26 protein-coding genes are annotated in these 24887 nt (G+C 52.1%); 4 read left to right on the top strand and 22 right to left on the bottom strand.

Annotated features, from left to right (window positions below; genetic code table 11):
• Positions 1-68: 68 nt before the first annotated feature.
• Positions 69-1412 (top strand): sodium-dependent transporter, encoded by a 1344-nt coding sequence (locus tag Q0X97_RS05255; RefSeq protein WP_302066269.1) that lies wholly within the window; start codon positions 69-71, stop codon positions 1410-1412.
• Positions 1413-1515: 103 nt separating this feature from the next.
• Here Q0X97_RS05255 and Q0X97_RS05250 read toward each other — a convergent pair whose 3' ends face one another.
• The 4 genes from Q0X97_RS05250 to nadA form a co-directional block, all read right to left on the bottom strand.
• Positions 1516-1818: a hypothetical protein gene (locus Q0X97_RS05250; RefSeq protein ID WP_126305159.1), complete on the bottom strand. Its 303-nt coding sequence runs from the start codon at positions 1816-1818 to the stop codon at positions 1516-1518.
• 163 nt (positions 1819-1981) lie between these two features.
• The gene (gene metE / locus Q0X97_RS05245; protein WP_302066270.1) at positions 1982-4261 is read right to left on the bottom strand and encodes a 5-methyltetrahydropteroyltriglutamate--homocysteine S-methyltransferase; all 2280 of its coding nucleotides are present in this window, start codon (positions 4259-4261) and stop codon (positions 1982-1984) included.
• Positions 4262-4612: 351 nt separating this feature from the next.
• On the bottom strand, positions 4613-6121 hold the full coding sequence (gene nadB / locus Q0X97_RS05240; protein WP_302066271.1) for an L-aspartate oxidase: 1509 nt from the start codon (positions 6119-6121) through the stop codon (positions 4613-4615).
• Complete coding sequence (gene nadA, locus Q0X97_RS05235) at positions 6121-7239, bottom strand: quinolinate synthase NadA (protein WP_302066272.1); 1119 nt, start codon at positions 7237-7239, stop codon at positions 6121-6123. The genes nadB and nadA overlap by 1 nt, the downstream gene beginning before the upstream one ends.
• 170 nt (positions 7240-7409) lie before the next feature.
• On the opposite strand from nadA, the gene Q0X97_RS05230 reads away from it, so the two are divergent.
• The 3 genes from Q0X97_RS05230 to Q0X97_RS05220 all read left to right on the top strand — a co-directional run bounded on the left by Q0X97_RS05230 (position 7410) and on the right by Q0X97_RS05220 (position 10079).
• Complete coding sequence (locus tag Q0X97_RS05230) at positions 7410-8351, top strand: hypothetical protein (RefSeq protein ID WP_302066273.1); 942 nt, start codon at positions 7410-7412, stop codon at positions 8349-8351.
• A gap of 21 nt (positions 8352-8372) precedes the next feature.
• On the top strand, positions 8373-9248 hold the full coding sequence (gene nadC, locus Q0X97_RS05225; protein WP_302066274.1) for a carboxylating nicotinate-nucleotide diphosphorylase: 876 nt from the start codon (positions 8373-8375) through the stop codon (positions 9246-9248).
• A 147-nt stretch (positions 9249-9395) separates the two neighbouring features.
• Complete coding sequence (locus Q0X97_RS05220) at positions 9396-10079, top strand: 2,3-diphosphoglycerate-dependent phosphoglycerate mutase (RefSeq protein ID WP_302066392.1); 684 nt, start codon at positions 9396-9398, stop codon at positions 10077-10079.
• A gap of 282 nt (positions 10080-10361) precedes the next feature.
• Here Q0X97_RS05220 and ftsZ read toward each other — a convergent pair whose 3' ends face one another.
• The 18 genes from ftsZ to murF all read right to left on the bottom strand — a co-directional run bounded on the left by ftsZ (position 10362) and on the right by murF (position 24779).
• Positions 10362-11534: a cell division protein FtsZ gene (gene ftsZ / locus Q0X97_RS05215; RefSeq protein WP_302066275.1), complete on the bottom strand. Its 1173-nt coding sequence runs from the start codon at positions 11532-11534 to the stop codon at positions 10362-10364.
• A gap of 125 nt (positions 11535-11659) precedes the next feature.
• Positions 11660-12895, bottom strand: a complete 1236-nt coding sequence (gene ftsA, locus Q0X97_RS05210; RefSeq protein ID WP_302066276.1) for a cell division protein FtsA — start codon at positions 12893-12895, stop codon at positions 11660-11662.
• A 21-nt stretch (positions 12896-12916) separates the two neighbouring features.
• A complete protein-coding gene (locus tag Q0X97_RS05205) occupies positions 12917-13681 on the bottom strand; it encodes a cell division protein FtsQ/DivIB (protein WP_302066277.1) in 765 nt (254 codons plus the stop codon).
• The gene (locus Q0X97_RS05200) at positions 13671-14582 is read right to left on the bottom strand and encodes a D-alanine--D-alanine ligase (protein ID WP_302066278.1); all 912 of its coding nucleotides are present in this window, start codon (positions 14580-14582) and stop codon (positions 13671-13673) included. Before Q0X97_RS05200 ends, Q0X97_RS05205 begins: the two co-directional genes overlap by 11 nt.
• A gap of 61 nt (positions 14583-14643) precedes the next feature.
• Positions 14644-16041 (bottom strand): UDP-N-acetylmuramate--L-alanine ligase, encoded by a 1398-nt coding sequence (gene murC, locus Q0X97_RS05195; protein WP_302066279.1) that lies wholly within the window; start codon positions 16039-16041, stop codon positions 14644-14646.
• A gap of 190 nt (positions 16042-16231) precedes the next feature.
• On the bottom strand, positions 16232-17299 hold the full coding sequence (murG, locus tag Q0X97_RS05190; protein ID WP_302066280.1) for an undecaprenyldiphospho-muramoylpentapeptide beta-N-acetylglucosaminyltransferase: 1068 nt from the start codon (positions 17297-17299) through the stop codon (positions 16232-16234).
• Positions 17300-17302: 3 nt separating this feature from the next.
• A complete protein-coding gene (gene ftsW / locus Q0X97_RS05185) occupies positions 17303-18463 on the bottom strand; it encodes a putative lipid II flippase FtsW (RefSeq protein WP_302066281.1) in 1161 nt (386 codons plus the stop codon).
• A gap of 74 nt (positions 18464-18537) precedes the next feature.
• Positions 18538-18696 carry a hypothetical protein gene (locus tag Q0X97_RS05180; RefSeq protein WP_302066282.1) on the bottom strand — a complete coding sequence of 53 codons (159 nt, stop codon included), beginning with the start codon at positions 18694-18696 and terminating at the stop codon, positions 18538-18540.
• Positions 18689-18835, bottom strand: coding sequence for a hypothetical protein (locus Q0X97_RS05175; protein WP_302066283.1), 147 nt, complete (start codon positions 18833-18835; stop codon positions 18689-18691). Before Q0X97_RS05175 ends, Q0X97_RS05180 begins: the two co-directional genes overlap by 8 nt.
• Before the next feature lie 27 nt (positions 18836-18862).
• Entirely contained in the window at positions 18863-19108 is a 246-nt protein-coding gene (locus Q0X97_RS05170; protein WP_302066284.1) for a hypothetical protein, read from the bottom strand.
• Positions 19109-19132: 24 nt separating this feature from the next.
• The gene (murD, locus tag Q0X97_RS05165; RefSeq protein ID WP_302066285.1) at positions 19133-20470 is read right to left on the bottom strand and encodes a UDP-N-acetylmuramoyl-L-alanine--D-glutamate ligase; all 1338 of its coding nucleotides are present in this window, start codon (positions 20468-20470) and stop codon (positions 19133-19135) included.
• A gap of 81 nt (positions 20471-20551) precedes the next feature.
• Positions 20552-20851 carry a hypothetical protein gene (locus tag Q0X97_RS05160; protein WP_302066286.1) on the bottom strand — a complete coding sequence of 100 codons (300 nt, stop codon included), beginning with the start codon at positions 20849-20851 and terminating at the stop codon, positions 20552-20554.
• Between the two features lie 66 nt (positions 20852-20917).
• Positions 20918-22000, bottom strand: coding sequence for a phospho-N-acetylmuramoyl-pentapeptide-transferase (gene mraY / locus Q0X97_RS05155; protein WP_244740330.1), 1083 nt, complete (start codon positions 21998-22000; stop codon positions 20918-20920).
• Positions 22001-22089: 89 nt separating this feature from the next.
• A complete protein-coding gene (locus tag Q0X97_RS05150; protein WP_244740333.1) occupies positions 22090-22260 on the bottom strand; it encodes a hypothetical protein in 171 nt (56 codons plus the stop codon).
• Between the two features lie 24 nt (positions 22261-22284).
• Positions 22285-22551: a DNA mismatch repair protein MutS gene (locus Q0X97_RS05145; RefSeq protein ID WP_244740335.1), complete on the bottom strand. Its 267-nt coding sequence runs from the start codon at positions 22549-22551 to the stop codon at positions 22285-22287.
• Positions 22552-22626: 75 nt separating this feature from the next.
• Positions 22627-22920: a DNA mismatch repair protein MutS gene (locus Q0X97_RS05140; protein ID WP_244740337.1), complete on the bottom strand. Its 294-nt coding sequence runs from the start codon at positions 22918-22920 to the stop codon at positions 22627-22629.
• On the bottom strand, positions 22917-23357 hold the full coding sequence (locus Q0X97_RS05135) for a DUF4105 domain-containing protein (protein WP_302066287.1): 441 nt from the start codon (positions 23355-23357) through the stop codon (positions 22917-22919). The genes Q0X97_RS05140 and Q0X97_RS05135 overlap by 4 nt, the downstream gene beginning before the upstream one ends.
• A 57-nt stretch (positions 23358-23414) precedes the next feature.
• Positions 23415-24779 carry a UDP-N-acetylmuramoyl-tripeptide--D-alanyl-D-alanine ligase gene (gene murF, locus Q0X97_RS05130; RefSeq protein WP_302066288.1) on the bottom strand — a complete coding sequence of 455 codons (1365 nt, stop codon included), beginning with the start codon at positions 24777-24779 and terminating at the stop codon, positions 23415-23417.
• Between the last annotated feature and the right edge of the window lie 108 nt (positions 24780-24887).

The following is a 24887-nucleotide window of genomic DNA, read 5'->3' as shown; positions in this document are numbered from 1 at the left end:
GCTACAATCTGCAACTTTCATCCCATATTCGACACCACTTGCGGGCTTGCTAAATTAATCGAAAAAATATGTCTAAATCAACACATTGGTCGTCTAAAATCGGCTTCATTCTGTCGGCCGCCGGCTCGGCCATCGGGCTCGGTGCCATCTGGAAATTCCCCTACACGGCGGGAACCAACGGCGGCGCTGTGTTTTTCCTGCTGTTCCTCCTGTTCACTATACTCATCGGCCTGCCGATTTTACTGGCCGAGTTTTACATCGGCAGGAAATCGGGTAAAAACGCCATCGATGCGTTCAAAACACTGGCTCCGGGCACACCGTGGCACTGGGTGGGGCGCATGGGCGTGCTGGCTTGTTTTATATTGCTGTCGTTTTACAGCGTCGTCGGCGGCTGGGTGCTGGCCTATGTGGTGCACGCTTTTCAGGGGGCGGTATCGGCGCAAACCGATTTTGAAGCATTGTTCAACCAAACCATCAGCAGCCCCGCTTCCGCCATCGGCTATCAGGCTTTGTTTATGCTGCTTACCGTAGCCGTGGTGCAAGGCGGGATTGCACAGGGGATTGAAAAAGCCAGCCGCTGGCTGATGCCGGCTTTGTTTGTGATGTTCCTGCTGCTGGCCGCCCGTTCGCTTACTTTACCCGGTGCCATGGAAGGCGTGGCTTTCCTGCTGCAACCCGATTTCAGCGCCGTTACCGCCTCTTCAGTGCTGACGGCGTTGGGTCAGGCGTTTTTCGCCTTGAGCTTGGGCGTATCGGCCATGATTACTTACGCCGCCTATTTGGACCAAGAACAAGATCTGTTCCGTTCCGCCAACAGCGTGATGTGGCTCAATATGTTGGTGTCGCTACTGGCCGGTTTGGTGATTTTCCCCGCCGTATTCGCATTCGGTTTCAAACCGGGCGCGGGGCCGGGGCTGATTTTTATCGTGCTGCCTGCCGTCTTTCAAAACATTCCGTTCGGAAACGTATTGTTCGCCGTTTTTATGCTGTTGGTTTCCTTTGCCACGCTCACTTCGGCATTCGCCATGCTCGAAACTGTGCTGGCCGCCACCATACACAATCACGAAAGCCAACGCCGCAAAGCCGCTTGGCCTTTAGGGGCGGCCATTTTGGTGGTGGGCATTCCTTCCGCCCTGTCGTTCGGCATCATGGCGGAAACCAAAATCTTCGGCAAAACCGTTTTCGATTTGTGGGATTATCTGATTACCTCGTGGATTATGCCGGTAGGCGCTCTGTGCATCGCAACATTTGCCGGCTGGATGCAAAAACGGGAAAACGTTTTGGCACACATGCGGCAGGGAACGTCCGTACCGCAAAAACTTACCGCCGCATGGTATTTTGCGTTGCGCTATCTCGCGCCGATAGCGATTTTGCTGGTATTTGCCAATACTTTGGGCTGGATAACGGTTTGACGGGAGAACGCGGGGTTCAAGCCGGTTTCGTTCCCGCATCATGATAACGAGGCCGTCTGAAAATGGTTTTCAGACGGCCTCGTTTTATCTCGACAATGAATTTCTATAACAGCCTTACCGCTTTAACATCACGCCCTGTTTCGGGATCATTCGTTTGATCTTCTGCAAAGAAGCCCGTTGCATAAAGATTTTCTTGAAGCCATTCGGTTGTAGCTTGCTTAGTGTTAGGTTGATTTGCTCCATGTGTTCTCAACCAATAATCCAAAGAATAAGGTTTTCTGTGTTTTTCTAAAACGTCATTTTGGTCTCCAACAATAACAATATTGTTGTTTTGTCTGAAAAATTTCAATAATTCCAGAAAGTCTACTTCACCACCGCCATACTTTAACGTTAACTTGATTGCCACTTTAAACTCTCCTTTTGTTATCTTGTGGAAGAAACATTGATTATTTGGCAATAATAATTTAAGTAATTATAAGTTTTAAATTCTTTTTTTCAAGTTATAAATCAAAAAGGCCGTCTGAAAACTTTTTCAGACGGCCTCACTTCTCTATTTCACAGACTTGGCTTTATTTGGCAGCTAGCTCGCTACGCAGTTTTTTGGTTACTTCCATCATTACTTCAAGCTGCTCGATGGTTTCTTTCCAGCCGCGGGTTTTCAGGCCGCAGTCGGGGTTGACCCACAAGCGCTCGACCGGTACCACTTCCATGGCTTTGCGCAGCAGTTTTTCCACCTCGGCGGTGGTCGGCACGCGCGGGCTGTGGATGTCGTACACGCCCGGGCCGATGTCGTTCGGGTATTTGAAGTCGCCGAATGCGGTGAGCAATTCCATGTCGGAGCGTGAAGTTTCGATGGTGATCACGTCGGCATCCATAGAGGCAATGGCGGGCAGGATATCGTTAAACTCCGAGTAGCACATGTGGGTGTGGATTTGGGTGCTGTCTTCCGCGCCGGTGGACGACAGGCGGAAAGATTCGCAGGCCCATGCGAGGTATTCGTCCCATTGTGCTTTTTTCAGCGGCATGGCTTCGCGGATGGCGGGTTCGTCGATTTGAATCACTTTGATGCCGGCTTTTTCCAAATCCAACACTTCGTCGTTCAAGGCCAAGGCGATTTGTTTGGCGACTTCGCTCAACGGAATGTCGTCGCGCACAAACGACCATTTAAACATGGTTACCGGGCCGGTAAGCATGCCTTTCATCGGGCGTTTGGTCAGGGTTTGGGCGTAGGAAGACCAGTAAACGGTCATCGGGTTCGGGCGGGAAACATCGCCGAAGATGATGGGCGGTTTCACGCAGCGTGAGCCGTAGCTTTGTACCCAACCGAATTGGGTGAAGCAGTAGCCGGCCAGTTGCTCGCCGAAGTATTCCACCATGTCGTTACGCTCGGCTTCGCCGTGTACCGGTACGTCCAGCTCCAATTTTTCCTGTACTTCCACGCAGTAGGCGATTTCTTTTTTCATCGCTGCATCGTAATCGGCTGCGGAGAGTTCGCCTTTTTTGAAGGCGGCGCGGGCTTGGCGGATTTCGGTGGTTTGCGGGAACGAACCGATGGTAGTGGTCGGCAATACGGGCAGGTTCATCCAAGCCTGTTGTGCTTTGATGCGCTCGGCAAACGGTGATTTGCGTTGATCGGCGCCTTTGGGCAGGTTGGCGACGCGTGCTTTTACGGCATCGTTGTGGATTTTTTTGTTGGTGGCGCGGTCGGCTGCGGCGGCATCGGAAGCGGCAATCGCGTCTTTCACGCTGTCTTTGCCGTGTGCCAAGGCTTGTTTGACTACGCCCAGCTCAACCAGTTTTTGTGCGGCAAAGGCCATCCAAGATTTGATTTCGCTGTCCAGTTTTTCTTCCACGGCCAAGTCTTGCGGGCTGTGTAGCAGCGAGCAGGAAGGGGCGATCCACAAGTTGTTGCCCAGCTTGGCTTTTACCGGTTCCAAAGTGTCGATCACTTTGGAGAGGTTGGCACGCCATACGTTGCGGCCGTCAATCAGGCCGACAGACAATACTTTGTTTTCCGGCCATGCGTCGGCGAATACGGCGAGTTGCTCGGGTGCGCGCACGCAGTCGATGTGCACGCCGTGTACCGGCAGGGCTTTCAGCAGGTTCAGATGCTCGGCTACGGTCGCAAAGTAGGTGCCGATGATGATGCGCACGCCGGTGTTGGCCAGTTCTTTGTACACGGCGGAGAAAGCGTCGAGATAAGGTTTGGGCGCGTCAACGGCCAAAATCGGCTCGTCGATTTGAATCCAATCCACACCTTCGGCGGCCAGTTCGCGCAACAGTTGTGCATAAGCGGGCAGCAGTTTCGGCAACAGGGTGGCTACGCGGCAGCCGAATTCTTCTTTCTTTTTACCCAACCACAACAAAGTCAGCGGGCCGACCAAAGTAGGCTTGATGTCATGGCCTTGCGCTTTGGCTTCTTTGATTTGGGCAATCAGATTTTTGGCGTTGACTTTGAATTCGGTGTCGGCGTGCCACTCGGGTACGATGTAGTGGTAGTTGGTGTCGAACCATTTGGTCATTTCCATTGCAAACTGGGTGGCGTTGCCGCGCGCCAGTTGGAAATATTCGGGCAGGGTCAGATTAGCCGCGTCGAAACCGAAACGCTTGGGAATCGCGCCCAAAGTGCAGAGCAGGTCCAAAACGTGGTCGTAGAAAGAAAAATCGCCCACGGGCAGCAAATCGGCACCGGCGGCTTTTTGGGTCACCCAGTTCAGGCGGCGGATTTCGGCGGCAACTTCTTGCAGCTCGGCTTCGCTTTTCGCGCCTTTCCAAAAGGCTTCAACGGCAAATTTCAGCTCGCGCTTCGCACCGATGCGCGGGTAGCCGGACAGATGAAATGTGTTCATAACTTCTCCTGTTTAACGGATATCAATCAGATATTAATTGGATGGTTACATCTTGAATGCTTTTATTGCATGACGCAAACGATAAATTTGAACGGTTTGTATGAATAATTTTAATAAATATATTTTCAGACACCCTGCCATTACGAATGATAAATCAAGGCCACTAAATGTGATAACGACTTTTTTGTTATATGGCTATATCGATTTTTGCTTTTCAATTTGTGCATTTTTCAAGCGGCGGTTTTGATTTTATTGGGAATTGCCGATTGTTAAAAAGCAGAGGAAAAAAGGCCGTCTGAAAATTCAGACGGCCTTCGGCTCATAAGCAACAACGGATGGGAAAACATGGTTTCAGCTTGGCAGGTCTATGTTGAAGTGTGCACCGACATTACGGTCGCACAACACGGCGGCATCGGCCACGGCTTTGGCGCACAGCAGCAGATTGCGGTCTTCGTATTCCCGTGCGGTTTGCGGTTCGGGTAAGGTGTTCAGCCAAGCGTTTAAGACGGCCTGTGCGTCAGCCAAGCCGTTATGATTGCGCAAAATGCCCAAGCAGGATGCAGTTAGTTTATGCAGATTTTCGCGGCTGAATACGGGCAGGTTTGAGGGCGGATTTGCCGGTGTGTGAACGCTTGGCTCGGTGCGTTTCAACAAAATCTGTTTTCCGCCCTTCTCTATCCGTTCCGCCGCTTTGTGCGCCATGACTACGCATTCCAGCAGCGAATTGCTGGCCAAGCGGTTGGCTCCGTGCAGGCCGGTGCAGGCGGCTTCGCCCAAGCAGAACAGGTTGGCGATTTGGGTTCTGCCGCAAGTGTCGGTGGCCACGCCGCCGCAGGTGTAATGTTGCACGGGGCAAACGGGCATGGCTTCGCGGGTGATGTCGATGCCGTTTGCCAAACAGTGGGCGTAAATGCTGGGGAAATGGCTGCGGACAAATTCTGCCGGTCGGTGGCTGATGTCGAGCCGCACAAACGGTTCGCTTTGCTTGGCGATTTCTCGGGCAATGGCGCGGGCGACGATATCTCGCGGTGCCAGTTCGGCCAAAGGATGTTGACCCAGCATAAAGCGTTCGCCTTGCTGATTGCGCAACACGCCGCCTTCGCCGCGAACGGCTTCGGAAATCAGAAAAGTCCGCCCGTCTGTTTTATGCAGCAAAGCCAAGCCGGTGGGGTGGAATTGGATAAACTCGGCGTTTTCTATGGTGCAGCCGGCACGCAAAGCCATGGCGATGCTGTCGCCCGTGCATTCCGGCGGGGTGGTGGTGTGCGGATAAATCTGCCCCAAGCCGCCGCCGGCCAACACGGTATAGCGGGCATGCCATTCGGCTGTCTGGCCGTTTTCTTGCGACAACACGCGCAAGCCGCAGGCCGCGCCTTCGGGATTTTTCAAAACGTCCAGCGCTATATGGCGTTCAAACACATGGATATTGGCTCGGTTGCACAAGGCGTGATGCAGGTTTTCCATCACCGCTTTGCCGGTGTGGTCGGCAATATGGGCGATGCGACGCATGCTGTGGCCGCCTTCGCGGGTTAAATGCAGCAGGCCGTCTGAATTTCGGTCGAACGGCACGCCGAATTGCAGCAGCCATTCAATCGCTTGCCCGCCTTGCGCCAAAATGTCGCGCACCGCCGTTTCATCGCACAACCCCGCTCCGGCGGTTAAGGTGTCGGCCACATGCTTTTCCAGCGTGTCGGGATCATACAAAACCGCCGCAATCCCGCCCTGTGCATGGCTGCTGGCGCTGTGTGGCAGGCGGTTTTTGCACAAAACGGCAATGCGGCAGCTTTCAGGCAGCGAGAGTGCCAGCGTTAAGGCGGCCAAGCCGTTGCCGGCGATGATAACGTCCCATTCGGTGTTCATTATGCAGGTCCGATTCCGTTGAAAGGGTTTTGTTTGGGTTGTTTTAAGGCGGCGGCAAAATTCAACATGCGGTCAAGCGGCAGTTTGGCGGCTTTGCCCAGCTGCTCGTCCAGCAGGATTTCCCCGTTTTTGTTTTCCAGCGCGTTGCGGATACCTTGCAGCGAGTTCATCGCCATCCACGGGCAGAACGCGCAGCTTTTGCAGGTGGCGCTGTTGCCTGCGGTGGGCGCGGCGATAAAGGTTTTATGCGGGGCATGTTTTCGCATTTCATGCAGAATGCCCAAGTCGGTGGCCACGATAAAGGTCTGTTCCGGCCGCTCGATCGCGGCTTTCAACAGCTTGCTGGTCGAGCCGACTACATCGCCCAGCTCGGTAACACCCGACGGAGATTCGGGGTGCACCAACACCACGGCTTCGGGATGCTTGGCTTTGAGGGCGGCCAGTTCGGACGTTTTAAATTCGTTGTGCACAATGCACGAACCTTGCCACAGCAGCATGTCCGCGCCGGTTTCTTTGCGGATGTATTCGCCCAAATGGCGGTCGGGACCCCAAATCAGCTTTTTGCCTTGCTGATGCAAATGCGTGGCGATTTCCAAGGCAATCGAAGAAGTAACCACCCAATCGGCACGCGCTTTAACGGCGGCGGAAGTGTTTGCATACACCACCACCGTGCGGTCCGGATGTTGATCGCAAAACTCGGCGAATTCATCGGCCGGACAACCCAAATCCAAAGAACATTCCGCTTCCAAATCCGGCATCAACACGGTTTTTTCGGGGCTGAGGATTTTGGCGCTCTCGCCCATGAAACGTACGCCGGCCACTACCAGCGTTTGCGCAGGATGTTCCGCACCGAAACGCGCCATTTCCAACGAATCGCCCACGCAGCCGCCCGTTTCCAAAGCCAAATCCTGAATCAGCGGATCAACATAATAATGCGCCACCAACACGGCATTGTGCTGCTCCAATAAATCGCCGATTTCGTTTTTCAGACGGCCTGTGGCTTCATGGGACAAAGGCTCGGGCACACGCGCCCATGCTTGGCGGATTTGGCAGGCGGAAGAGGGCTGGTTCGACAACGGCGCATCATAGTCGAAAGCGCGGTATTGGCCGGTTTGCATGGCAAGGTTCCTCCTTGTCGGGTGAATTTCTTTTTTATATTATGCTCATATTGAGTATAATAAACAAGCGGAAGCCGTGCAGTAAAAACGCACCATACGAAAAGTGTTACGAAAGCCATGCAACGATATACGTTAAAATAAGGCTTTAACCAATAATCGGATCAGAGCGGATGGATTCATTTCCCGAGACAGACGGCAACACTGAAGGTCTGGTGGAACTGGTGGCAGTCTTGATTGCTGTAACCGACGGACAGCCGCGTGTGCTTACCGTTGATAACGGCAACTTGTTGCTCAACGGCCCGTTGCTGCCGGTACACCGTTCGCTTCAAGCGGGTGTGCGCGTGTGGGTGGCAAAGAAAACCGGGCAACCGATGGGCTATGTGGAACAGCTTTACACTTTTCTCGACACCAACTGCAAAAACGGACAAGGCCTGCCCGTGCTGTATGTGAGCTATTTGGGCTTGGTGCGCGAAGCAAATGAAAATATTTTGAGTGATACGGCCAGATGGTGCGATTGGTATGCCTATTTCCCTCGGGAAAACACCTGCCACCCCGATCATGAACAAATTATCGCCCATATCGTGCAGCATATCCGCCGTTGGGCGAATACCGCCGACACCGAAGCCACACGGCGGGAGCGCCTGAACCGTATGAATTTGTGTTGGGGATTGGAACCTTACGAGTGGTCGGAGGAATACGTTTTGTTACGTTACGAATTGCTGTATGAATCAGGGCTGATTCACGAATCACCCGAGCCGGCGGCAGGGTTTGATTTGAACTTAACGGGCAAAGCGATGGCACATGACCACCGGCGCGTATTGGCCACCGCCATGTCGCGTCTGCGCGCCAAAATCAAATACCGCCCGATTATTTACGAATTGCTGCCGCCGCAATTTACCCTGTTGCAGTTGCAGCAAAGCATCGAGGCCTTAATCGGGCTCAGGCTGCACAAACAGAATTTCCGCCGCCAGATCAAGCATCAAGACTTGATCGAACCTGTGCCGGGCAATACCGTAAGCAGTATCGGCCGTCCGGCACAACTTTATCGATTTAAAGACAACATTTTGTTGGAAAGCCCGATTTCCGACATCAAACTGCCGTTGCGCAAATAACCGAATTGTATGGAGAACCTTATGCAGACCGCTGCCGTGTCGCCTTTGCTGTTTCCTCTGCCCGATGTATTGTTGAAACCGTTAGTTCGGGAGGCCTTGTCGGAAGACTTGGGGCGGCGCGGCGACATCACTTCCGCGGCGGTGATTTCTGCGGGGATGCAGGCCGAATTGGCAATCGTGAGCCGCGAGAACGGCATATTGGCCGGTATGGATTTGGCAAGACTGGCATTTGCCGAAACCGATGCTTCGATTATGTTTCAGGCTTTGGCTGCAGACGGGGCGAATATTTTGGCCGGACAGGTGCTGGCGACGGTTAAAGGTTCGGCGCATGCTTTGCTTACCGCCGAACGCACCGCCCTCAACTATCTCACCCATTTGAGCGGCATTGCCAGCATGACCGCCGCCGCCGTTGCCGAAATCAAAGATTATCCGACACACATTACCTGTAGCCGCAAAACCATTCCCGGTTTGCGTACCCTGCAAAAATACGCGGTGCGGGCAGGCGGCGGTTGCAATCACCGCATGGGCTTGGACGATGCCATTCTGATTAAAGACAACCATTTGATTTATTCAGGCGGCCTCATGGAAACGGTAAAGCGCGCCAAACAGCTTGCCGGTCATCTGATTCCCGTTGAAGTGGAAGTGGATACGCTGGAACAACTGGAGCAGGCTTTGGCCGGCGGTGCGGATTTGGTGTTGCTCGACAATATGGACAATGAAACGTTGAAACAAGCCGTAGCCATGTGTTGCGGACGGGCGCGTTGCGAAGCGTCCGGCGGGATTAAATTCAACCGTTTGCGCGAAGTGGCGGCAACGGGCGTGGACTTTATCGCGCTGGGTTATCTGACGCACAGCAGCCGTGCTTTGGATATCGGTTTGGATTTTATTGCCGGATAATCAAGATAAGGTAAAAAGAAAGGCCGTCTGAATTTTCAGACGGCCTTGAAATTTAATATGGCTCAAATGCACTCTTGCAACATGCGACGACACACATGAAATATGTTATAAAGACAGCTTTCTAAACCTTTATTTCGGAGCGACATGATGGAATTAGTATTTATCCGCCACGGGCAAAGCGAATGGAATGCCAAAAACCTCTTTACCGGTTGGCGGGACGTTAAACTGAGCGAGCAAGGTTTGGCCGAGGCAGCTGCTGCGGGTAAAAAACTGAAAGAAAAAGGCTATCAGTTTGACATTGCATTTACTTCGGTTTTAACCCGTGCCATCAAAACCTGCAATATCGTACTGGAAGAATCTGACCAGTTATGGGTGCCGCAAATCAAGACTTGGCGTTTGAACGAGCGCCATTACGGCCAACTCCAAGGTTTGGATAAAAAACAAACTGCCGAAAAATATGGTGATGAACAAGTACATATCTGGCGACGCAGTTACGACACCCTGCCCCCGCTTCTTGATCCGAACGACGAATTTTCCGCCCGCAACGATCGCCGCTATGCCAATTTACCGGATGATGTTGTACCGGATGGCGAAAACCTGAAAGTAACCCTTGAGCGCGTATTGCCTTTCTGGGAAAATCAAATCGCTCCCGCCATTTTGAGTGGAAAACGCGTATTAGTGGCCGCTCACGGCAATAGCCTGCGTGCGTTGGTAAAACATATCGAAGGCATTTCCGATGAAGATATTATGGGTGTGGAAATCCCGACCGGCCAGCCGCTAGTATACAAATTAGACGATCATTTGAAAGTGGTTGAGAAGTTCTATTTGTAATTTCCCGGCCTGAGACCTTTACAATAACATACGTTACTAAAATATTCTGCCAAATAAAATTGCCGAAATGAAAAACCTCTTAAATTTGCTTACAAAATTAAGCAGATTTAAGATGTTTTTAATCGGTATGGACTGTTAAAAGCAATATTATGTGTTAAATATCATTAATTAAATATTTTGCAAAGGTCTCGGCCTGACTGATCTATCAAAAGGCCGTCTGGAAAAAAACCAGCAAAATTGCAGGTTTTTTTCCAGACGGCCTAAACCGTTTTAAAAGACTTATTAATCTGCTTGGCGACGCAGAATTGCAGGAATCTCAAAATCATCCAACACAGATTGGTTTGAGAAATCTGAAGCGGTTAAATTCATGCTGCGCGTACTGCGGCCTGAGCGGATCAAACTGTCAATATTCGGGAATCCGTCGTCGGTACCGGTAGCCTGCTGGGTTTTTACCATGCGCAAATTGCTGCCGGAAGAAACTCCGTTATTCTCTTTCAAACCGGTAGCGATAATGGTAACGCGGATAGCATCTTCTTCCATGTTTTCATCTTCGGCAGTACCGTATTTACGTTCGGCATCCGGATGGGCATATTCGTCAACCACTTTCATGATTTCGCGGTATTCAGACATTTTCAGGCAGCCGGGAGCGGTAGTGATGTTTACCAATACGCCGCGCGCTCCATCCAAAGTAACATCGTCCAATAGAGGGCTGGAAATGGCTTGCTCGGTAGCCAAACGGGCGCGGTCGATGCCTTGCGCAAAACCGGAACCCATCATCGCCATACCCATGATGCTCATCACGTTTTTAACGTCGGCAAAGTCCAAGTTGATGAAGCCGGGGCGGGTAACCACTTCGGAGATACCGGCTACGGCATCACGCAATACGTTGTCGGCGGCACGGAATGCTTCACGCACGGTTACGTCTTCACCTAAAGCAGTCATCAGTTTGTCGTTAGGAATCACGATCAACGAATCCACTTGGCTTTTCAGATGATCCAAGCCTTCTTGTGCGATATGTACGCGTTTGCCTTCATGACCAAACGGACGGGTAACGACGGCCACAGTCAGAATGCCCAGCTCTTTGGCCACTTCGGCCACGACAGGAGCTGCACCGGTACCTGTACCGCCACCCATACCGGTGGTAATAAACAACATATTGGCACCGCGAATGGCATCGGCAATGGCTTCACGGTCTTCCTGTGCGGCAGCACGACCGATTTCGGGATTGGCACCCGCACCCAAGCCGCGGGTGAGGTTGGTACCTAATTGAATACGTTTGGCTGCATTATTTTTACCCAAAGATTGGGCATCAGTATTGGCACTGATAAATTCCACACCTTGAACGGTGTTTAAAATCATATTATTGATGGCGTTGCAGCCACCGCCACCAATACCGATTACTTTGATGACCGCAGGGCTTGCGGCGGATTCCACGACGTCGTAAACCAATTCCATGTATATGCTCCTCTGCGCCCTGCGTCAGGACGAATAAAAACGATGTTAACAATTGACATTATATAAGAAGCATGATGCGGCTGGCAAAAGGCTTCTTGTATTTTTATTATATTTTTACGTTCATTTTAAAAATTATTTTTCAACCAATCTCTGATTCTGACCCAAAGGCTTTCTTTGGGTTCTCTGATGGCAACCGCACCGGTAACAGGCGTACCGTAAACTTCGCCGCGGGCCGCCTGAAGCAGGCCGATGGCAGTCGCATAACGGGGGTTGCGGATACGCTCGGAAACACCGCCCATTTCTTGCGGCACGCCGATACGTGCAGGCAAGTTGAATACGTCTTCGGCCAAATCGACAATACCGGTAAGCAGCGATGCGCCACCGGTCAAAACGATGCCCGAAGTCAGCACTTCTTCGGGGAAACCCGAACGGCGCAATTCGTTTAAGGTTAATTCTAAAATTTCTTCCACACGCGGGCCGATCACGCTGGCCAACACTCGACGGGAAATTTGGCGCGGTTGGCGGTCGCCCACGCTGGGTACTTCGATCATTTCATCCAAGCCGTCCATGGTGGCGATGGCCACGCCGTGATGGATTTTGATGTATTCGGCGGCATTATGGGGCGTGCGCAGAGCTTGCGCCAAATCTTTGGTAATCAAGTCGCCTGCAACGGGAATGACTGCGGTATGGCGGATGGCACCGTTGGTATAAACGGCAATATCGGTGGTGCCGCCGCCGATGTCGATCACGCACACGCCCAAATCTTTCTCGTCTTCGGTTAAGACGGCCTGCCCGCTTGCCAAAGGCTGCAACATGATTTGATCCATGTGCAAACCGCAGCGGTTAACGCATTTTTGGATGTTTTGCAGGGCGGTAATGGCACCGGTGATAATGTGTACGCGGGTATCCAAACGCACGCCGCTCATGCCGATGGGCTCTTTTACACCGGGTTGGTTGTCGATGATATATTCTTGAACCACAGTATGCAGAATGTTGTGATCGGGCGGGATATTCACGGCCTTGGCGGTTTCAATGGCCCGGTCAATATCGGCTTGAGTAACTTCGCCGTCTTTAATCTTCACGACCCCTTGGGAATTCAGGCTGCGGATATGGTTGCCGGCAATGCCGGTGGTAACGCTGTCCACTTTGCAATCGGCCATCAACTCGGCCTCATTCATCGCCTGCTTAATGGCTTGGGCGGTTGCATCGATGTTGGTAACCATGCCGGCTTTCAACCCGCGCGAGGGGGCTTGGCCCAAGCCGATGATATGGATTTCGTTATCTTCCTGTATCTCGCCGATTAATGCGATTACTTTAGATGTGCCGATATCCAATGCACTGATGTATTTGCCTTTTACCATGATGTCCCATTCATTTCTGTTTTACTGTTGATTCTGTACTTCTGCCGTCTCCGAAACATTGCTTTCAGACGGCCCATCTATTTCTTCCTGCTGTTTACGGTAACGCACAGCAAAACCGTCTTTGTAGCGCATATCCACATACATCAGGTTGCTTTGCTGCGAGCTCAAAATATCCGGCCAGATTTCGGCAAACCGTTGCAGGCGTTTGATTTCGTGTTCTCGCCCCAAACGCACGGAGATGCCGTTGTTCAATTCTACCGACCACGCGGAACGCGGCGTATATTCGAGTTTGGCAATTTCCAGCTCCAATGGTTTAAGTATGGCGCTGAATTCATTGTAATGTTTTACCATGACTTTGGCTGCACCGGGCTGCCCTTCGAAGAGCGGAAACGATTCATCGGTAGCCGCTTTAAACAGGTTGCCGTTACTGTCGACCAAGCCCGATTCTTTCCAACGGGCAACCGGTATCCGTTCGACCAAATCGATTTCCACCGTATCCGGCAGACGGCGGCGCACCGATACTTTGGCCACCCACGGCAATTGTTCGAATGCTCTTTGCGCTCCGTTCAAATCGGCTTTTAAAATATTGCCGCGTATGTATTTTTGAGCAACGGTTTGCAGTTGCTTATTGCCGGTACGCTTCACGTCGCCCTCGATTTTAACTTGCTTTACCGGAAAATAAGGTGAATTGTAAACCCAAACGCTGAAAGCTCCCAGTAGTATTAGCACTACTAGAAGCATCAACCAACGGGTAATGCGCCGCAAGGCGCCGGCATTATCCCACATGAGCAGTTTTCAGAATTTCAACACATAAATCGGCGAAGCTCAAGCCGGTTTGAGCGGCAGACTTCGGCACCAAACTGTGGCCGGTCATACCGGGCAAGGTATTGATTTCAAGCAAATACAGTTTGCCGTCGGTATCTTTCAGGAAATCCACCCGCGATACGCCCTCGGCACCGACCGCTGCCGTACCGCGGGCCGCCAGAGAGCGCATCAGTTTCTCGTCTTCTTCGCTTAAATCGGACGGACATTGATACACGGTATCGTCACGGTTGTATTTTGCTTCGTAGTCGTAAAACTCGGTAGCGGGAATAATGCGGATGCTGGGATAGCCTTGGCCGTTAATCACCGGACAGGAATATTCGCCGCCGCCGATAAAGCGTTCGGCAATAATCTCGCCGTGAAAGTGCTTCAATTCTTGATAAACATTTTTCAGACGGCCTGATTCTTTTACTTTAACCACGCCTACGCTGCTGCCTTCTGCGGCAGGTTTCACAAACATGGGCAACCCGAGTTGCCGCTCGACGGCTTCAAAATCAGTGTCTTCATGCAACACGGCAAATTCGGGCACCGGCAAGCCGACGGCCTGCCAAATCAGTTTGCAGCGGTATTTGTCCATACCGACCGCCGAAGCCATCACGCCGCTGCCGGTATAGGGGATACCCAATAATTCCAGTGCGCCCTGCACGGTACCGTCTTCGCCGAAGGTGCCGTGCAGGATATTGAAGGCCGTCTGAAAACCTTGCGTTTTTAATTCGTGCAACGGGGTTTCTTTCGGGTCGAATGCATGGGCATCTATGCCTTTGCTTTTCAGCGCGGCAATGATGGCGGTTCCGCTGTCGAGCGATATTTCGCGTTCGCTTGAAAACCCGCCCATCAATACGGCAACTTTGCCAAATTCTTGCATGGTTTGCTTCTTTCTTATTCAGACGGCCTGTTGGTTTTCAGACGGCCTGTTATGTTTGTTATCAGATATTCTTACCCGCCAGAGCCTGCGGGGTCTTGTTGATGCTGCCTGCGCCCATAGTCAGCAATACGTCGCCGTCTTTCAACACATTCAGCAGTGTTTCCGGCAAGGCGTTGACATCTTCGCAGTAAATCGGCTCGAGCTTGCCCAACACCCGTACGGCGCGTGCCAATGCGCGGCTGTCGGCAGCGATAATCGGGTCTTCGCCGGCCGCATATACTTCGGTCAACACCAAAGTATCGACGGTATTCAGCACACTCACGAAATCTTCAAACAAATCGCGGGTACGGGTATAGCGGTGCGGTTGGAATGCCAACACCAAACGGTTGTCCGGATAAGCTCCGCGTGCGGCGGCCAACGTAGCGGCCATTTCTACGGGGTGATGGCCGTAATCGTCGATTAATGTGGCTTTTCCTCCGTTCGGCAATGCAATTTCACCGTATTTTTGGAAACGGCGGCCTACACCTTCGAAGCCGAGCAATCCTTTCTGTATGGCCTCGACCGACGCGCCGACTTCCAATGCCACGCCGATGGCGGCAAGTGCGTTCAGCACATTGTGGCGGCCGGGCATGTTCAACACCACTTCGAACGGCTTGATGTCGTCTTGCTTCACATGCACGGTAAAGCGCATCTGCGTGCCTTCCGTGCGCACATCGGTGGCATAAATATCGGCAGATTCATCCAACCCGTAAGTGGCGAAAGGTTTGCTGATACGCGGAATGATGGCGCGGACGTGCTCGCTGTCGATACACAAAAACGCCTTGCCGTAGAAAGGCATGCGGTGGATAAAGGTAACAAACGCCTGATACAGCTTCTCGACGCTGTGGTCGTAAGTATCCATGTGGTCGGTGTCGATATTGGTAACCACCGACATCACGGGCGTTAAATGCAGGAACGAAGCATCGGATTCGTCGGCCTCGGCAACAAGGTATTCGCCGCGCCCCAACCGTGCGTTGGTGCCGGCGGCAGTCAGTTTACCGCCGATAACGAAAGTCGGATCCATGCCTGCCGCCGCCAGCACGGAAGCGGTAAGGCTGGTGGTGGTGGTTTTGCCGTGCGTGCCGGCAATGGCAATACCGTCGCGGAAGCGCATCAGCTCCGCCAGCATCAGGGCGCGGGGAATCACGGGAATCTTGCGCTCTTGTGCGGCAACCACTTCGGGGTTGTCGGATTTCACGGCGGTAGACGTAACCACCACATCGGCATCGGCCACATGTTCGGCGGTATGGCCGGGATAAACCCGAACGCCCAAGCTGCTCAAATGCTGCGTTACCGCGCTTTGGGCCTGATCGGAACCGGATACTTTAAAACCCAGATTGTGCAAAACCTCGGCAATCCCGCTCATACCTGCGCCGCCGATGCCCACAAAATGAATGTTGTTAACTCTGTTTTTCATCATTTGGAATTATCCCGAAGCTCCGTTTCAGACGGCCTTTTCGGAGGCTGAAAAGCCATTATTTTAAAGGCCCGAAGCAATATACGCCATGATTTTAATGTAAAGGGCGTTTAACACTGAACGAGGCTGTCTGAAAGGCACGAAGCTCTCTTTTTAAGACGGCCTCAGGTTTGAAACCGGCCGTCTGAAAACCTTACATGGTGGTGGCAATCGCCGTTACCGCCACATCATCCGCGCTGTACGGCATGGCGAGCGTGCGGGCGTTTTTCGCCCACTCCAAACAGCGTTCGCGGTTCAACGCCCACAATACTTCCGACAGCTTCTCGGCAGTCAACTGGGATTGCGGCAGCAACAGCCCCGCATCGGCCTTCACCATAAAACGGGCGTTGGCGGTTTGGTGGTCGTCTACCGCATGCGGATATGGCACCAGCAACGCTCCCAAACCGGCGGCGGTCAATTCGGCAATCGTCAACGCACCGGCACGGCAAATTACCAGATCGGCATCGCGGTAGGCGGACACCATGTCGTCGATAAACTCCACGCACTCGGCCTCCACGCCCAAAATATCGTAGTCGGCCTGCAATGTGCCCAATTTATTGCGGCCCGCCTGATGATAGATCTGCGGGCGTTCGCTTTCCAACAGCAATGCCAATGCCTGCGGAACGATTTGGTTCAGCACGTCCGCACCCAAACTGCCGCCCATCACCAATATTTTCAGACGGCCTTCGCGACCGGCAAAACGCTCGGCAGGATCGGGCAATGCGGCAATATCGGCACGCACCGGATTGCCGACCAAACCGTCGGGATTATCGAATGCTTTGGGGAAGGCATATAGCACGCGGCGCGCCCAGCGGGAAAGCTGTTTGTTTGCCAGCCCCGCCACGGCATTTTGTTCGTGAATCACAATCGGAATACCGGCCAGCTTCGCCGCCACTCCTCCCGGAAAAGTAACGAAACCGCCGAAACCGATAACACAATCCACGCGGTGTTTTTTGATAATGTGCAACGCATGCTGTACGGTTTTGAACAAAGTAAACGGCAGCATCAGCTTGCGTTTCCAACCATTACCGCGCACACCTTTAATCGCCAATGTTTCCAGCGGAATATTGTGTTGCGGCACAATACGCGTTTCCATCGAATCTTCGCTGCCCAGCCAAATCACACGATGCCCGTACTCCCGTAATGATTCGGCTACTGCCAATGCCGGAAAAATGTGGCCTCCCGTGCCCCCCGCCATCAGCATGAATGTTTTTCTTGCCATTTTTTATCCTTCTACTTTATAACCGCGCAATTTTAAGCGGTTTTCATAATCTATCCTCAATAACAAAGCCATGCACACCAACATGATAATCACCGCCGAACCGCCGTAAGACATCAGCGGCAGCGTCAAACCTTTGGTCGGCAGCAAACCGATATTCACACCGATGTTGAAAAAACTCTGAATACCCAGCCAGATACCGATACCTTTCGACACATACGCCCCGAAATACAATTCCAGATCGCGCGCCTGCTTGCCGATAGAAAACGCACGCCACACCAGCCACGCATAACAGAAAATCAGCACGAAAATACCGACAAAACCGAACTCTTCGCCGATAACGGCCAAAATAAAGTCGGTGTGCGCTTCGGGCAGGTAGAAGCGTTTTTCCAAGCTCGCGCCCAAACCCACGCCGAACCACTCGCCGCGGGCAATCGCCATCAGCGAATGGGTAAGCTGGTAACCTTTGCCGAGCGGGTCTTCCCACGGGTTCAGGAATGCCGCCACCCGCGCCATCCGGTACGGGGCAACGGCAATCAGCCCTATCATGCTGGTCAAACCGATACCCACCATCATCATGAACCAACGCCACGGCAGGCCAGCCAGAAACAGCAGCCCCATCGCCACGGCGGTTACCACCACAAACGAACCGAAGTCGGGCTCCAACATAATCAAGCCCAAGCCGATACCGACCGGCACGGCCGAGAAGCCCACTTTTTTAAACTGTTTGAGAATTTCGGCACGGCGGGTAAAGAAGCTCGACAGATACAGAATCACCGCCAGTTTGAATATTTCGGTGGGTTGCAAATTGACCGGCCCCAGATGAATCCAGCGTTTCGCACCGTTAATCTCGCGCCCCACCACCAACACGGCCACCAATAACACCAAACTGACCAGCAATATCAGTGGCGTCATCTTTTTCCATCTGGCCATCGGGATTTTGGCGGCAAGCAGACCGAACAACGCACCCGCGCTTAAAAACATGGCTTGGCGGCCGAGGTAAAACCACTTGTCGCCGCCGTCGTGCGCGGCATAAGCAATGGAGGCGGAATAAATCATCATCAGGCTGAACGTTACCATCAGCACCACCATCCACAACAAGGACTGGTCGATTTTATGGCCGCTGCGCAGGATTTTGCGGTCTAGGATTTTCGATTCGGTAATCATATTTCTGGTTTCGGATGTATTTCTGTTGTTTCATGTTTTCAGACGGCCCCGTCAAGCAGGCCGTCTGAAAAAACTTACGGTTTAATATTGATTCCGGCGTTATGTGCGACGCTGCGGCAAGGTTCGCCGACTTCTCCGTCGGTAACGGCAATACCGCCGTCAGCCCAATCGCGGCACAGATATTGGCGGCCGATAAAACCTCGGCCGGTGGGCAGGCCGTGGATTTTAATCAATCCGCCGCCGGTTTGTCTTGCGCGGCAGCGGCGGATTGCGTTTGTTTGTCCGGTAAATACTTTCGGGCGTTTTGCCGTCGCCTTCAAACTGCTTGCGGCCTACCGGATTGAAACCCAGCGACACAGGATAGATTTTCATCAGTTCGCTGTCATGATACGCCCGTGTCTAGCGTTTTTCTTGATAAACCACCGATCGGTCTATCACGGCTTCAGACGGCAGCGGTTTGCTGCTGCCCGCTTCGGGTTTGGATTCCGCCGCGCCTTCCGATACTTCCGGCGGCTTCAGCAAAAACAGCGCTGCATCGAGCACCGCAGCCAACAGGCATATCGTAGCGAAGAGGCGGCGTTGCCATTTTTTACGTCGGTTCATATTCTGCTCAAGGCCGTCTGAAAAAATAAAATTCGGTTTCACAGTGATGCTTTTCAGACGGCCTGATTACAACGCCTCAAACACCTCAACAAACACCTGCGCCCGATGCGCATAGCCTTTGAACATATCGAAGCTCGCGCAAGCCGGGCTGAGCAAAACAATATCGCCGCTTTGCGCCAGCTTGTAGGCCGTCTGAACGGCTTCTTCCAGCGTTGCGCAGTCAATCAAGTCCACGCCGCAGCCTGTCAAATCGCGGCGGATAAGCGGCGCGTCCACACCGATCAGCAGCACGGCGCGGGCTTTGTTGTGCAGTGCTGCGCGCAGGGGCGTGAAGTCCTGCCCTTTGCCCTGCCCGCCCGCAATCAACACCAGCGGGCTTTGCAAACCGGCAATGGCGGCGGCGGTGGCACCGACATTGGTGCCTTTGCTGTCGTCGATAAACGTGATGCCGTTTTTCTCGCCGACTTTTTCCACTCGGTGCGGCAAGCCTTTAAAGGTTTGAATATGTTGCAGCAATTCGGTTCGCGGCAGGCCGACGGCTTCGCACAAAGCCAAAGCCGCCAACACGTTTGCCGCATTATGCAAGCCTTGCAGGGGAATGGCGGCGGTGTCCAGCAAATCGTTTGCACCGGCTTTCAGACGGCCTGCCTGAACATCTGCCCAATAATCGGCCTGTCCTTCCAATGAAAACCATTTAACGTCGCGGTTCGGACGTTTCATGGCGCGGCACATCACGTCGTCGGCATTGAGCACCTGCACGCCGTGGCCGCGAAAGATTTTGTCTTTGGCGTGGGCGTAGTCGAGCAGGTCGTCGTAGCGGTCGAGATGGTCTTCGGAAATATTCAGCACCACCGCGGCATCGGCGGCAAGATGGCCGGTGTTTTCAAGTTGGAAACTGGATAACTCGAGCACCCATACGTCCGCCGCTTTGCCGCCGCGCTGCATATAGGCTTCCAACACGGGCGTGCCGATATTGCCCGCCACCACGGTATCCAGCCCGCATTTTTCACACAGATAACCGACCAAACTGGTTACGGTGGTTTTGCCGTTGCTGCCGGTGATGGCGATGATTTTGTCGCTTTTGCCTTTCAACTCGTGCGCCAGAATTTCCACATCGCCCAACACCACGCCGCCGCTTTGCTTGAACGCCTCGATTTCAGGCGTACGCTCGCTGATGCCGGGGCTGAGGGCGAGAATATCGAAGCCGTGCGTCAAAGCATCTTTCAGACGGCCTGTATAACAGCTTAAGCCGTTAAACCGCTGCTTCAATTCCGCCTCGCGTTCGGCTTTCAGACAGGCATCATAAGCCGCCACCTGTGCGCCCTGCTGCAGCAAAAACGCAATCATCGAAACACCCGTGCCGCCCAAGCCGGCGACTAGGATTTTTTTGTTTTGCCAGTTCATGTTTTGTCGATACCTTAATGGAGGGGTTTTCATCCGCCTCATCCAATTTAAATAACAATGTGAAAGATTCCGTTTTACTTATCAGGTCAAGTCTTGAACAACATTAATAGCAGCAACAATTGGCAACAATGCGCCCACCAATAAAATAACCAGCCACAATAAGAGGCTATCGCTAACCCTCCTGAGCAATACAAAGTAACCCCAAGCATATAGCCCCAAAATAGCGGAACTTATTATCGAAACAGGCAATGCGCTGATATCGATGACCCGGCTTAATATCACATTCAGCAACACATAGCCTACTGCCCATTTCCATGCCGGGTAATTGTCAAAACTATCCTGTAACTTCCCGAATATCAATAAAATCAAGATTTGCAGCATTTCCATCCCCTGAAACTGTGATCATGGTCATAAAATATGCTTGATTACTCGATCTTTCAGACGGCCTCAACGCACCTTCAGCGTACTCAAACCGATCAGCACCAACACGATGGTAATGATCCAAAAACGCACCACCACCTGCGTTTCTTTCCAGCCTTTTTGTTCGTAATGGTGGTGAATCGGTGCCATCAGGAAAATGCGTTTTTTCGTGCGTTTGTACCAGCTCACTTGCAGCATCACGGAAATGGCTTCGACCACAAACAGGCCGCCCATAATCACCAGCACGAACTCTTGGCGGATAATCACGGCCACGGTGCCGAGTGCCGCGCCCAAAGCCAGCGCACCCACGTCGCCCATAAACACTTGCGCGGGGTAGGCGTTGAACCACAAAAAGCCCAAACATGCGCCGCACATGGCCGCGCAGAAAATCACCACTTCGTTCGCGCCCGCCACATACGGCTGCTGCAAATAGGCGGCAAATTCGGAGTGACCGCTGGCGTAGGCAAAAATCGCTAAACCGCCCGCCACCAGCACCACGGGGAAAGCGGCCAAGCCGTCCAAACCGTCGGTAAGGTTCACGGCATTGGACGTGCCGACGATGGTCAAATAAGCCAACACCACAAAGCCGAACACGCCCAGCGGCAAGGCGACTTGTTTGAAGAAAGGCACAATCAGAATATTGTTGGCCGAGTTCTGCGCCACATAAAACAGCAGCAAGCCCGCCGCCAATGCCACGCCCGATTGCCACACCATTTTGAACCGCGCCGACACGCCGTTCGGGTCTTTATAAACCACTTTGCGCCAGTCGTCGTAAAAACCCAGCGCGCCGGTAGCCAATAACACCAGCAGCAGAATCCAGATGTAGATGTTGCCGAGATTGCCCCACAGCAGTGTGGACACGGTGATCGCGGTAAGAATCAGCGAGCCGCCCATCGTGGGCGTACCGGTTTTAATCAGGTGGGTTTGCGGCCCGTCGTGGCGCACGGCCTGGCCGACTTTCAACTCGGTAAGCTTGCGGATGGTCCACGGGCCGAGTAGGAGTGAAAAGACCAAAGCGGTCAATGCAGCCATCACGGCACGGAATGTAGTGTATTGGAAAATATTCAGCGCAGAAATCCAGTCGCTGAAGTGGGCTAGCCATAAAAGCATGGAGGTACTTCCTTTTTGTTTGTGTTTTTATTCATCAGGCCGTCTGAAAAGGCTTCGAACATTATCGAATCCGTTTTCAGACAGGCATTTTATTGATCGGTTTTGCGCTCCATCACGCATATCGGATAACCGCCGGGTTGTTTTCCGCCGCCCAAATCCAGACATAAATCATCATAAACATAGGCTTGGAATTTCATGCCTGCGTAAAAAGCGGCCATTAGAGCGACGAGGAAAATAATGGTTTTGAGTGTTTTGTTCATATTTAAGATTTTGAATTTAATTACCTATTCATCCAAAGGCATAAAAGCTTCATCTTCGATAATCAGCCCTGTTAAACCGTTTTCACAACGGATTTCGACAAACCGATCGGTTTTTCCATATTTTTCATTACCTAAAAAACAGATACTTCCTTTGGGAATAACAAAATCCACAAGGCTGTAAGCCGCATCTGTACTGTTATATCCATGTATGTCTCTTAACGCTTTTACTTTGATTTCTTGTGAATGGCACGCACCCAACAGGAAAAACGCCATGCAGAAATATTGCTTCATTTGGATGGTTTACCTAAACTTTTATTTAAAAATAACTGTCCAAGGCTGTTTTTAGGCTATATCTCACTAATTCATTTACTCCACAGGCTTGAAAGCTTCGTCTTCAATGACCAGTCCTTTAAGCCCATTTTCACAACGAATTTCTACGAAACGGTCTGTTTTTCCATATTTTTCATTACCTAAAAAACAGATACTTCCTTTGGGTATCATGAAATCTACAGTTGACAAGTCCACCTCACCCGTATCAGATATACTGTAAGCAGCATCCGTACTGTTATATCCGGGTACATTTCTTAAAGCTTTTACTTTGATTTCTTGTGAATGACACGCACTCAACAGGAAAAACGCCATACAAAAATATTTTTTCATTTTTTAGGATAAATCCTTCTTTTAATTACTCGAGGAGATTTATTTAAGCCATCCATTATGTCTGATGGCGAGAGCATCCCACCCAAACTCCAACGCGGGTCAACAATAAGAATGTCGGTTACACCAAATACATTTACCATGGCAGAAGAGCAACTATTATTAATTAAATTGTATGGCTTATTCTCTTTTCTCTGCTTTTGTATCTCGTTTAAAATTGCATCTTTTTCTGCTTTGGTAACAGCAAGTGTATAACCCCAAGTGTCCCTACGCATATTTACCTGCTGTCTTAAGATATAGTTAACTTTATGATTAACACTCCAAATACTAACTGCTCTTCCATAAACGGTTCCGTCAATATCAACTGCAACATGTCCAAATTGAGAACCCATATGCCGCAAACTTGAATCACTAACTAAGATTTCGACAGTTTCTTCCACAAAACACTCCTTTCACAAATATAATCAAAGTGATAAATAACTAAAATTGCTTACTTCTTATTTACTCTCATTAACCAACGCCTCAACCACTTCTTCCATCTTCATAAAACGCGATCCTTTTACCAACACATTCGCCTCTTGCGGCAAATCGTGTGCCAGCACTTGAATCAGCGGGTCTTTGTCGGCGAACCACAGGCCGTTGCCGCCGAAGGTTTCCGCCGCGTGCGCACTGTCGTTGCCGACAAAATAGGCCGCTTCGATGCCTTTGTTGCGTGCGTATGCGCCCACTTCGGCGTGCATGGCGGCGGCTTCGTCTTCGCCGAGTTCGCCCATATCGCCCATCACGAATACACGCGGGGCGGGGAGTTGGGCGAGCACGTCGATAGCGGCTTTCATGCTGTCGGGGTTGGCGTTGTAGGTGTCGTCGAGCACGGTTGTGCCTTTGATGCCTTTTTTGATATTCAGACGGCCTTTGATGTTGGCAAAACCGGCGAGGCCGTCTGAAATTTCTTGCAGGCTCAATCCGGCTGCTTGGGCAAGCGCGGCGGCGGCCACGGCGTTGTGGACGTTGTGTTTGCCGGGCACGGGCAGTTTGACGGCGGCGCGCTGGTTGCCGCACACCAAATCAAATTCGCACGACAATGGGTTCAACACGATATTTTCCGCGTGGATACCGCCCTCTTCCGCGCCGAAAGTTTGGCATTTCAAACCTTGTGTTGCGGCTTGGAAAACAGCAGCATTCGGGTCTTGGCAGGGAATCAGGGCGAGGCCGTCTGAATCCAGCCCTTGATAAATCTCGCTTTTGGCTTTGGCAATATCGCCCACGCCGTCGAAACCGCAGCCGACATGGGCGCGCAGGGCGTTGTTGACGAGCGCGACATCGGGCTTGGCAATGCGGGTGAGCTCGGCCAACTCGCCGAAGTGGTTCATGCCCATTTCAATCACGGCATAACGGTGCGCGGGCGTGAGCTTGAGCAGAGTGAGCGGCAGGCCGATATGGTTGTTGAAATTGCCCGCCGTCGCCAGCACGGCCTCTTCGCCGAAACGGCGGCGCAATACGGCGGCCAGCATTTCTTTGACGGTGGTTTTGCCGGATGAGCCGGTGATGCCGAACACAAACGGGTTGATATTTTCCCGCCACGCGCGCGCCAAATCTTGCAGGGCTTTGAGCGTATCGGCCACTTTCAACGCACCCGGCAGCGCGGCGCAATCTTCGCGCGACACCACGGCCGCGGCCGCGCCTTTTGCCAATACGTCTGCCACAAAGTCATGCGCATCGAAGCGTTCGCCCGCCAGTGCGAAAAAGACATCGCCGCTTTGAATATCGCGGCTGTCGGTAACGATGCGTTTGACGGTTTGGTTGTCAGACGGTATCGGGAGGTTGAGGGTTTGGCAGATGAAGGTTAGGTTTAAGGGTTTCATGTTGGTTTTAAGTTTTCTTTTCGGTAAAGCATTGCATCTTGGGCAAAGTTTTATTTTTCAAACAAATTTATTTTTGAATTTGGTTTTAAACAAATTGTGTTGCTTTAA

Source organism: Neisseria sp. MVDL19-042950 (assembly GCF_030504625.1).
Lineage (GTDB): Bacteria > Pseudomonadota > Gammaproteobacteria > Burkholderiales > Neisseriaceae > Neisseria.
This window is presented reverse-complemented; position numbering and strand designations above follow the sequence as displayed.

Bases quoted from the DNA above. Each gene is read 5' to 3' on its own strand.
- Q0X97_RS05175 (WP_302066283.1), bottom strand. From the start codon at position 18,835: ATGAAAATCTATCCTGTGTCGCTGGGTTTCAATCCGGTAGGCCGCAAG.
- murC (WP_302066279.1), bottom strand. From the start codon at position 16,041: ATGATGAAAAACAGAGTTAACAACATTCATTTTGTGGGCATCGGCGGC.
- Q0X97_RS05255 (WP_302066269.1), top strand. From the start codon at position 69: ATGTCTAAATCAACACATTGGTCGTCTAAAATCGGCTTCATTCTGTCG.
- Q0X97_RS05140 (WP_244740337.1), bottom strand. From the start codon at position 22,920: ATGAAAAAATATTTTTGTATGGCGTTTTTCCTGTTGAGTGCGTGTCAT.
- ftsW (WP_302066281.1), bottom strand. From the start codon at position 18,463: ATGATTACCGAATCGAAAATCCTAGACCGCAAAATCCTGCGCAGCGGC.
- murD (WP_302066285.1), bottom strand. From the start codon at position 20,470: ATGAACTGGCAAAACAAAAAAATCCTAGTCGCCGGCTTGGGCGGCACG.
- metE (WP_302066270.1), bottom strand. From the start codon at position 4,261: ATGAACACATTTCATCTGTCCGGCTACCCGCGCATCGGTGCGAAGCGC.
- nadB (WP_302066271.1), bottom strand. From the start codon at position 6,121: ATGAACACCGAATGGGACGTTATCATCGCCGGCAACGGCTTGGCCGCC.
- Q0X97_RS05160 (WP_302066286.1), bottom strand. From the start codon at position 20,851: ATGCTGCAAATCTTGATTTTATTGATATTCGGGAAGTTACAGGATAGT.
- nadC (WP_302066274.1), top strand. From the start codon at position 8,373: ATGCAGACCGCTGCCGTGTCGCCTTTGCTGTTTCCTCTGCCCGATGTA.
- Q0X97_RS05150 (WP_244740333.1), bottom strand. From the start codon at position 22,260: ATGAACAAAACACTCAAAACCATTATTTTCCTCGTCGCTCTAATGGCC.
- Q0X97_RS05230 (WP_302066273.1), top strand. From the start codon at position 7,410: ATGGATTCATTTCCCGAGACAGACGGCAACACTGAAGGTCTGGTGGAA.
- mraY (WP_244740330.1), bottom strand. From the start codon at position 22,000: ATGCTTTTATGGCTAGCCCACTTCAGCGACTGGATTTCTGCGCTGAAT.
- nadA (WP_302066272.1), bottom strand. From the start codon at position 7,239: ATGCAAACCGGCCAATACCGCGCTTTCGACTATGATGCGCCGTTGTCG.
- Q0X97_RS05200 (WP_302066278.1), bottom strand. From the start codon at position 14,582: ATGCAAGAATTTGGCAAAGTTGCCGTATTGATGGGCGGGTTTTCAAGC.
- ftsZ (WP_302066275.1), bottom strand. From the start codon at position 11,534: ATGGAATTGGTTTACGACGTCGTGGAATCCGCCGCAAGCCCTGCGGTC.
- Q0X97_RS05145 (WP_244740335.1), bottom strand. From the start codon at position 22,551: ATGAAGCAATATTTCTGCATGGCGTTTTTCCTGTTGGGTGCGTGCCAT.
- murG (WP_302066280.1), bottom strand. From the start codon at position 17,299: ATGGCAAGAAAAACATTCATGCTGATGGCGGGGGGCACGGGAGGCCAC.
- Q0X97_RS05220 (WP_302066392.1), top strand. From the start codon at position 9,396: ATGGAATTAGTATTTATCCGCCACGGGCAAAGCGAATGGAATGCCAAA.
- ftsA (WP_302066276.1), bottom strand. From the start codon at position 12,895: ATGGTAAAAGGCAAATACATCAGTGCATTGGATATCGGCACATCTAAA.
- Q0X97_RS05205 (WP_302066277.1), bottom strand. From the start codon at position 13,681: ATGTGGGATAATGCCGGCGCCTTGCGGCGCATTACCCGTTGGTTGATG.
- murF (WP_302066288.1), bottom strand. From the start codon at position 24,779: ATGAAACCCTTAAACCTAACCTTCATCTGCCAAACCCTCAACCTCCCG.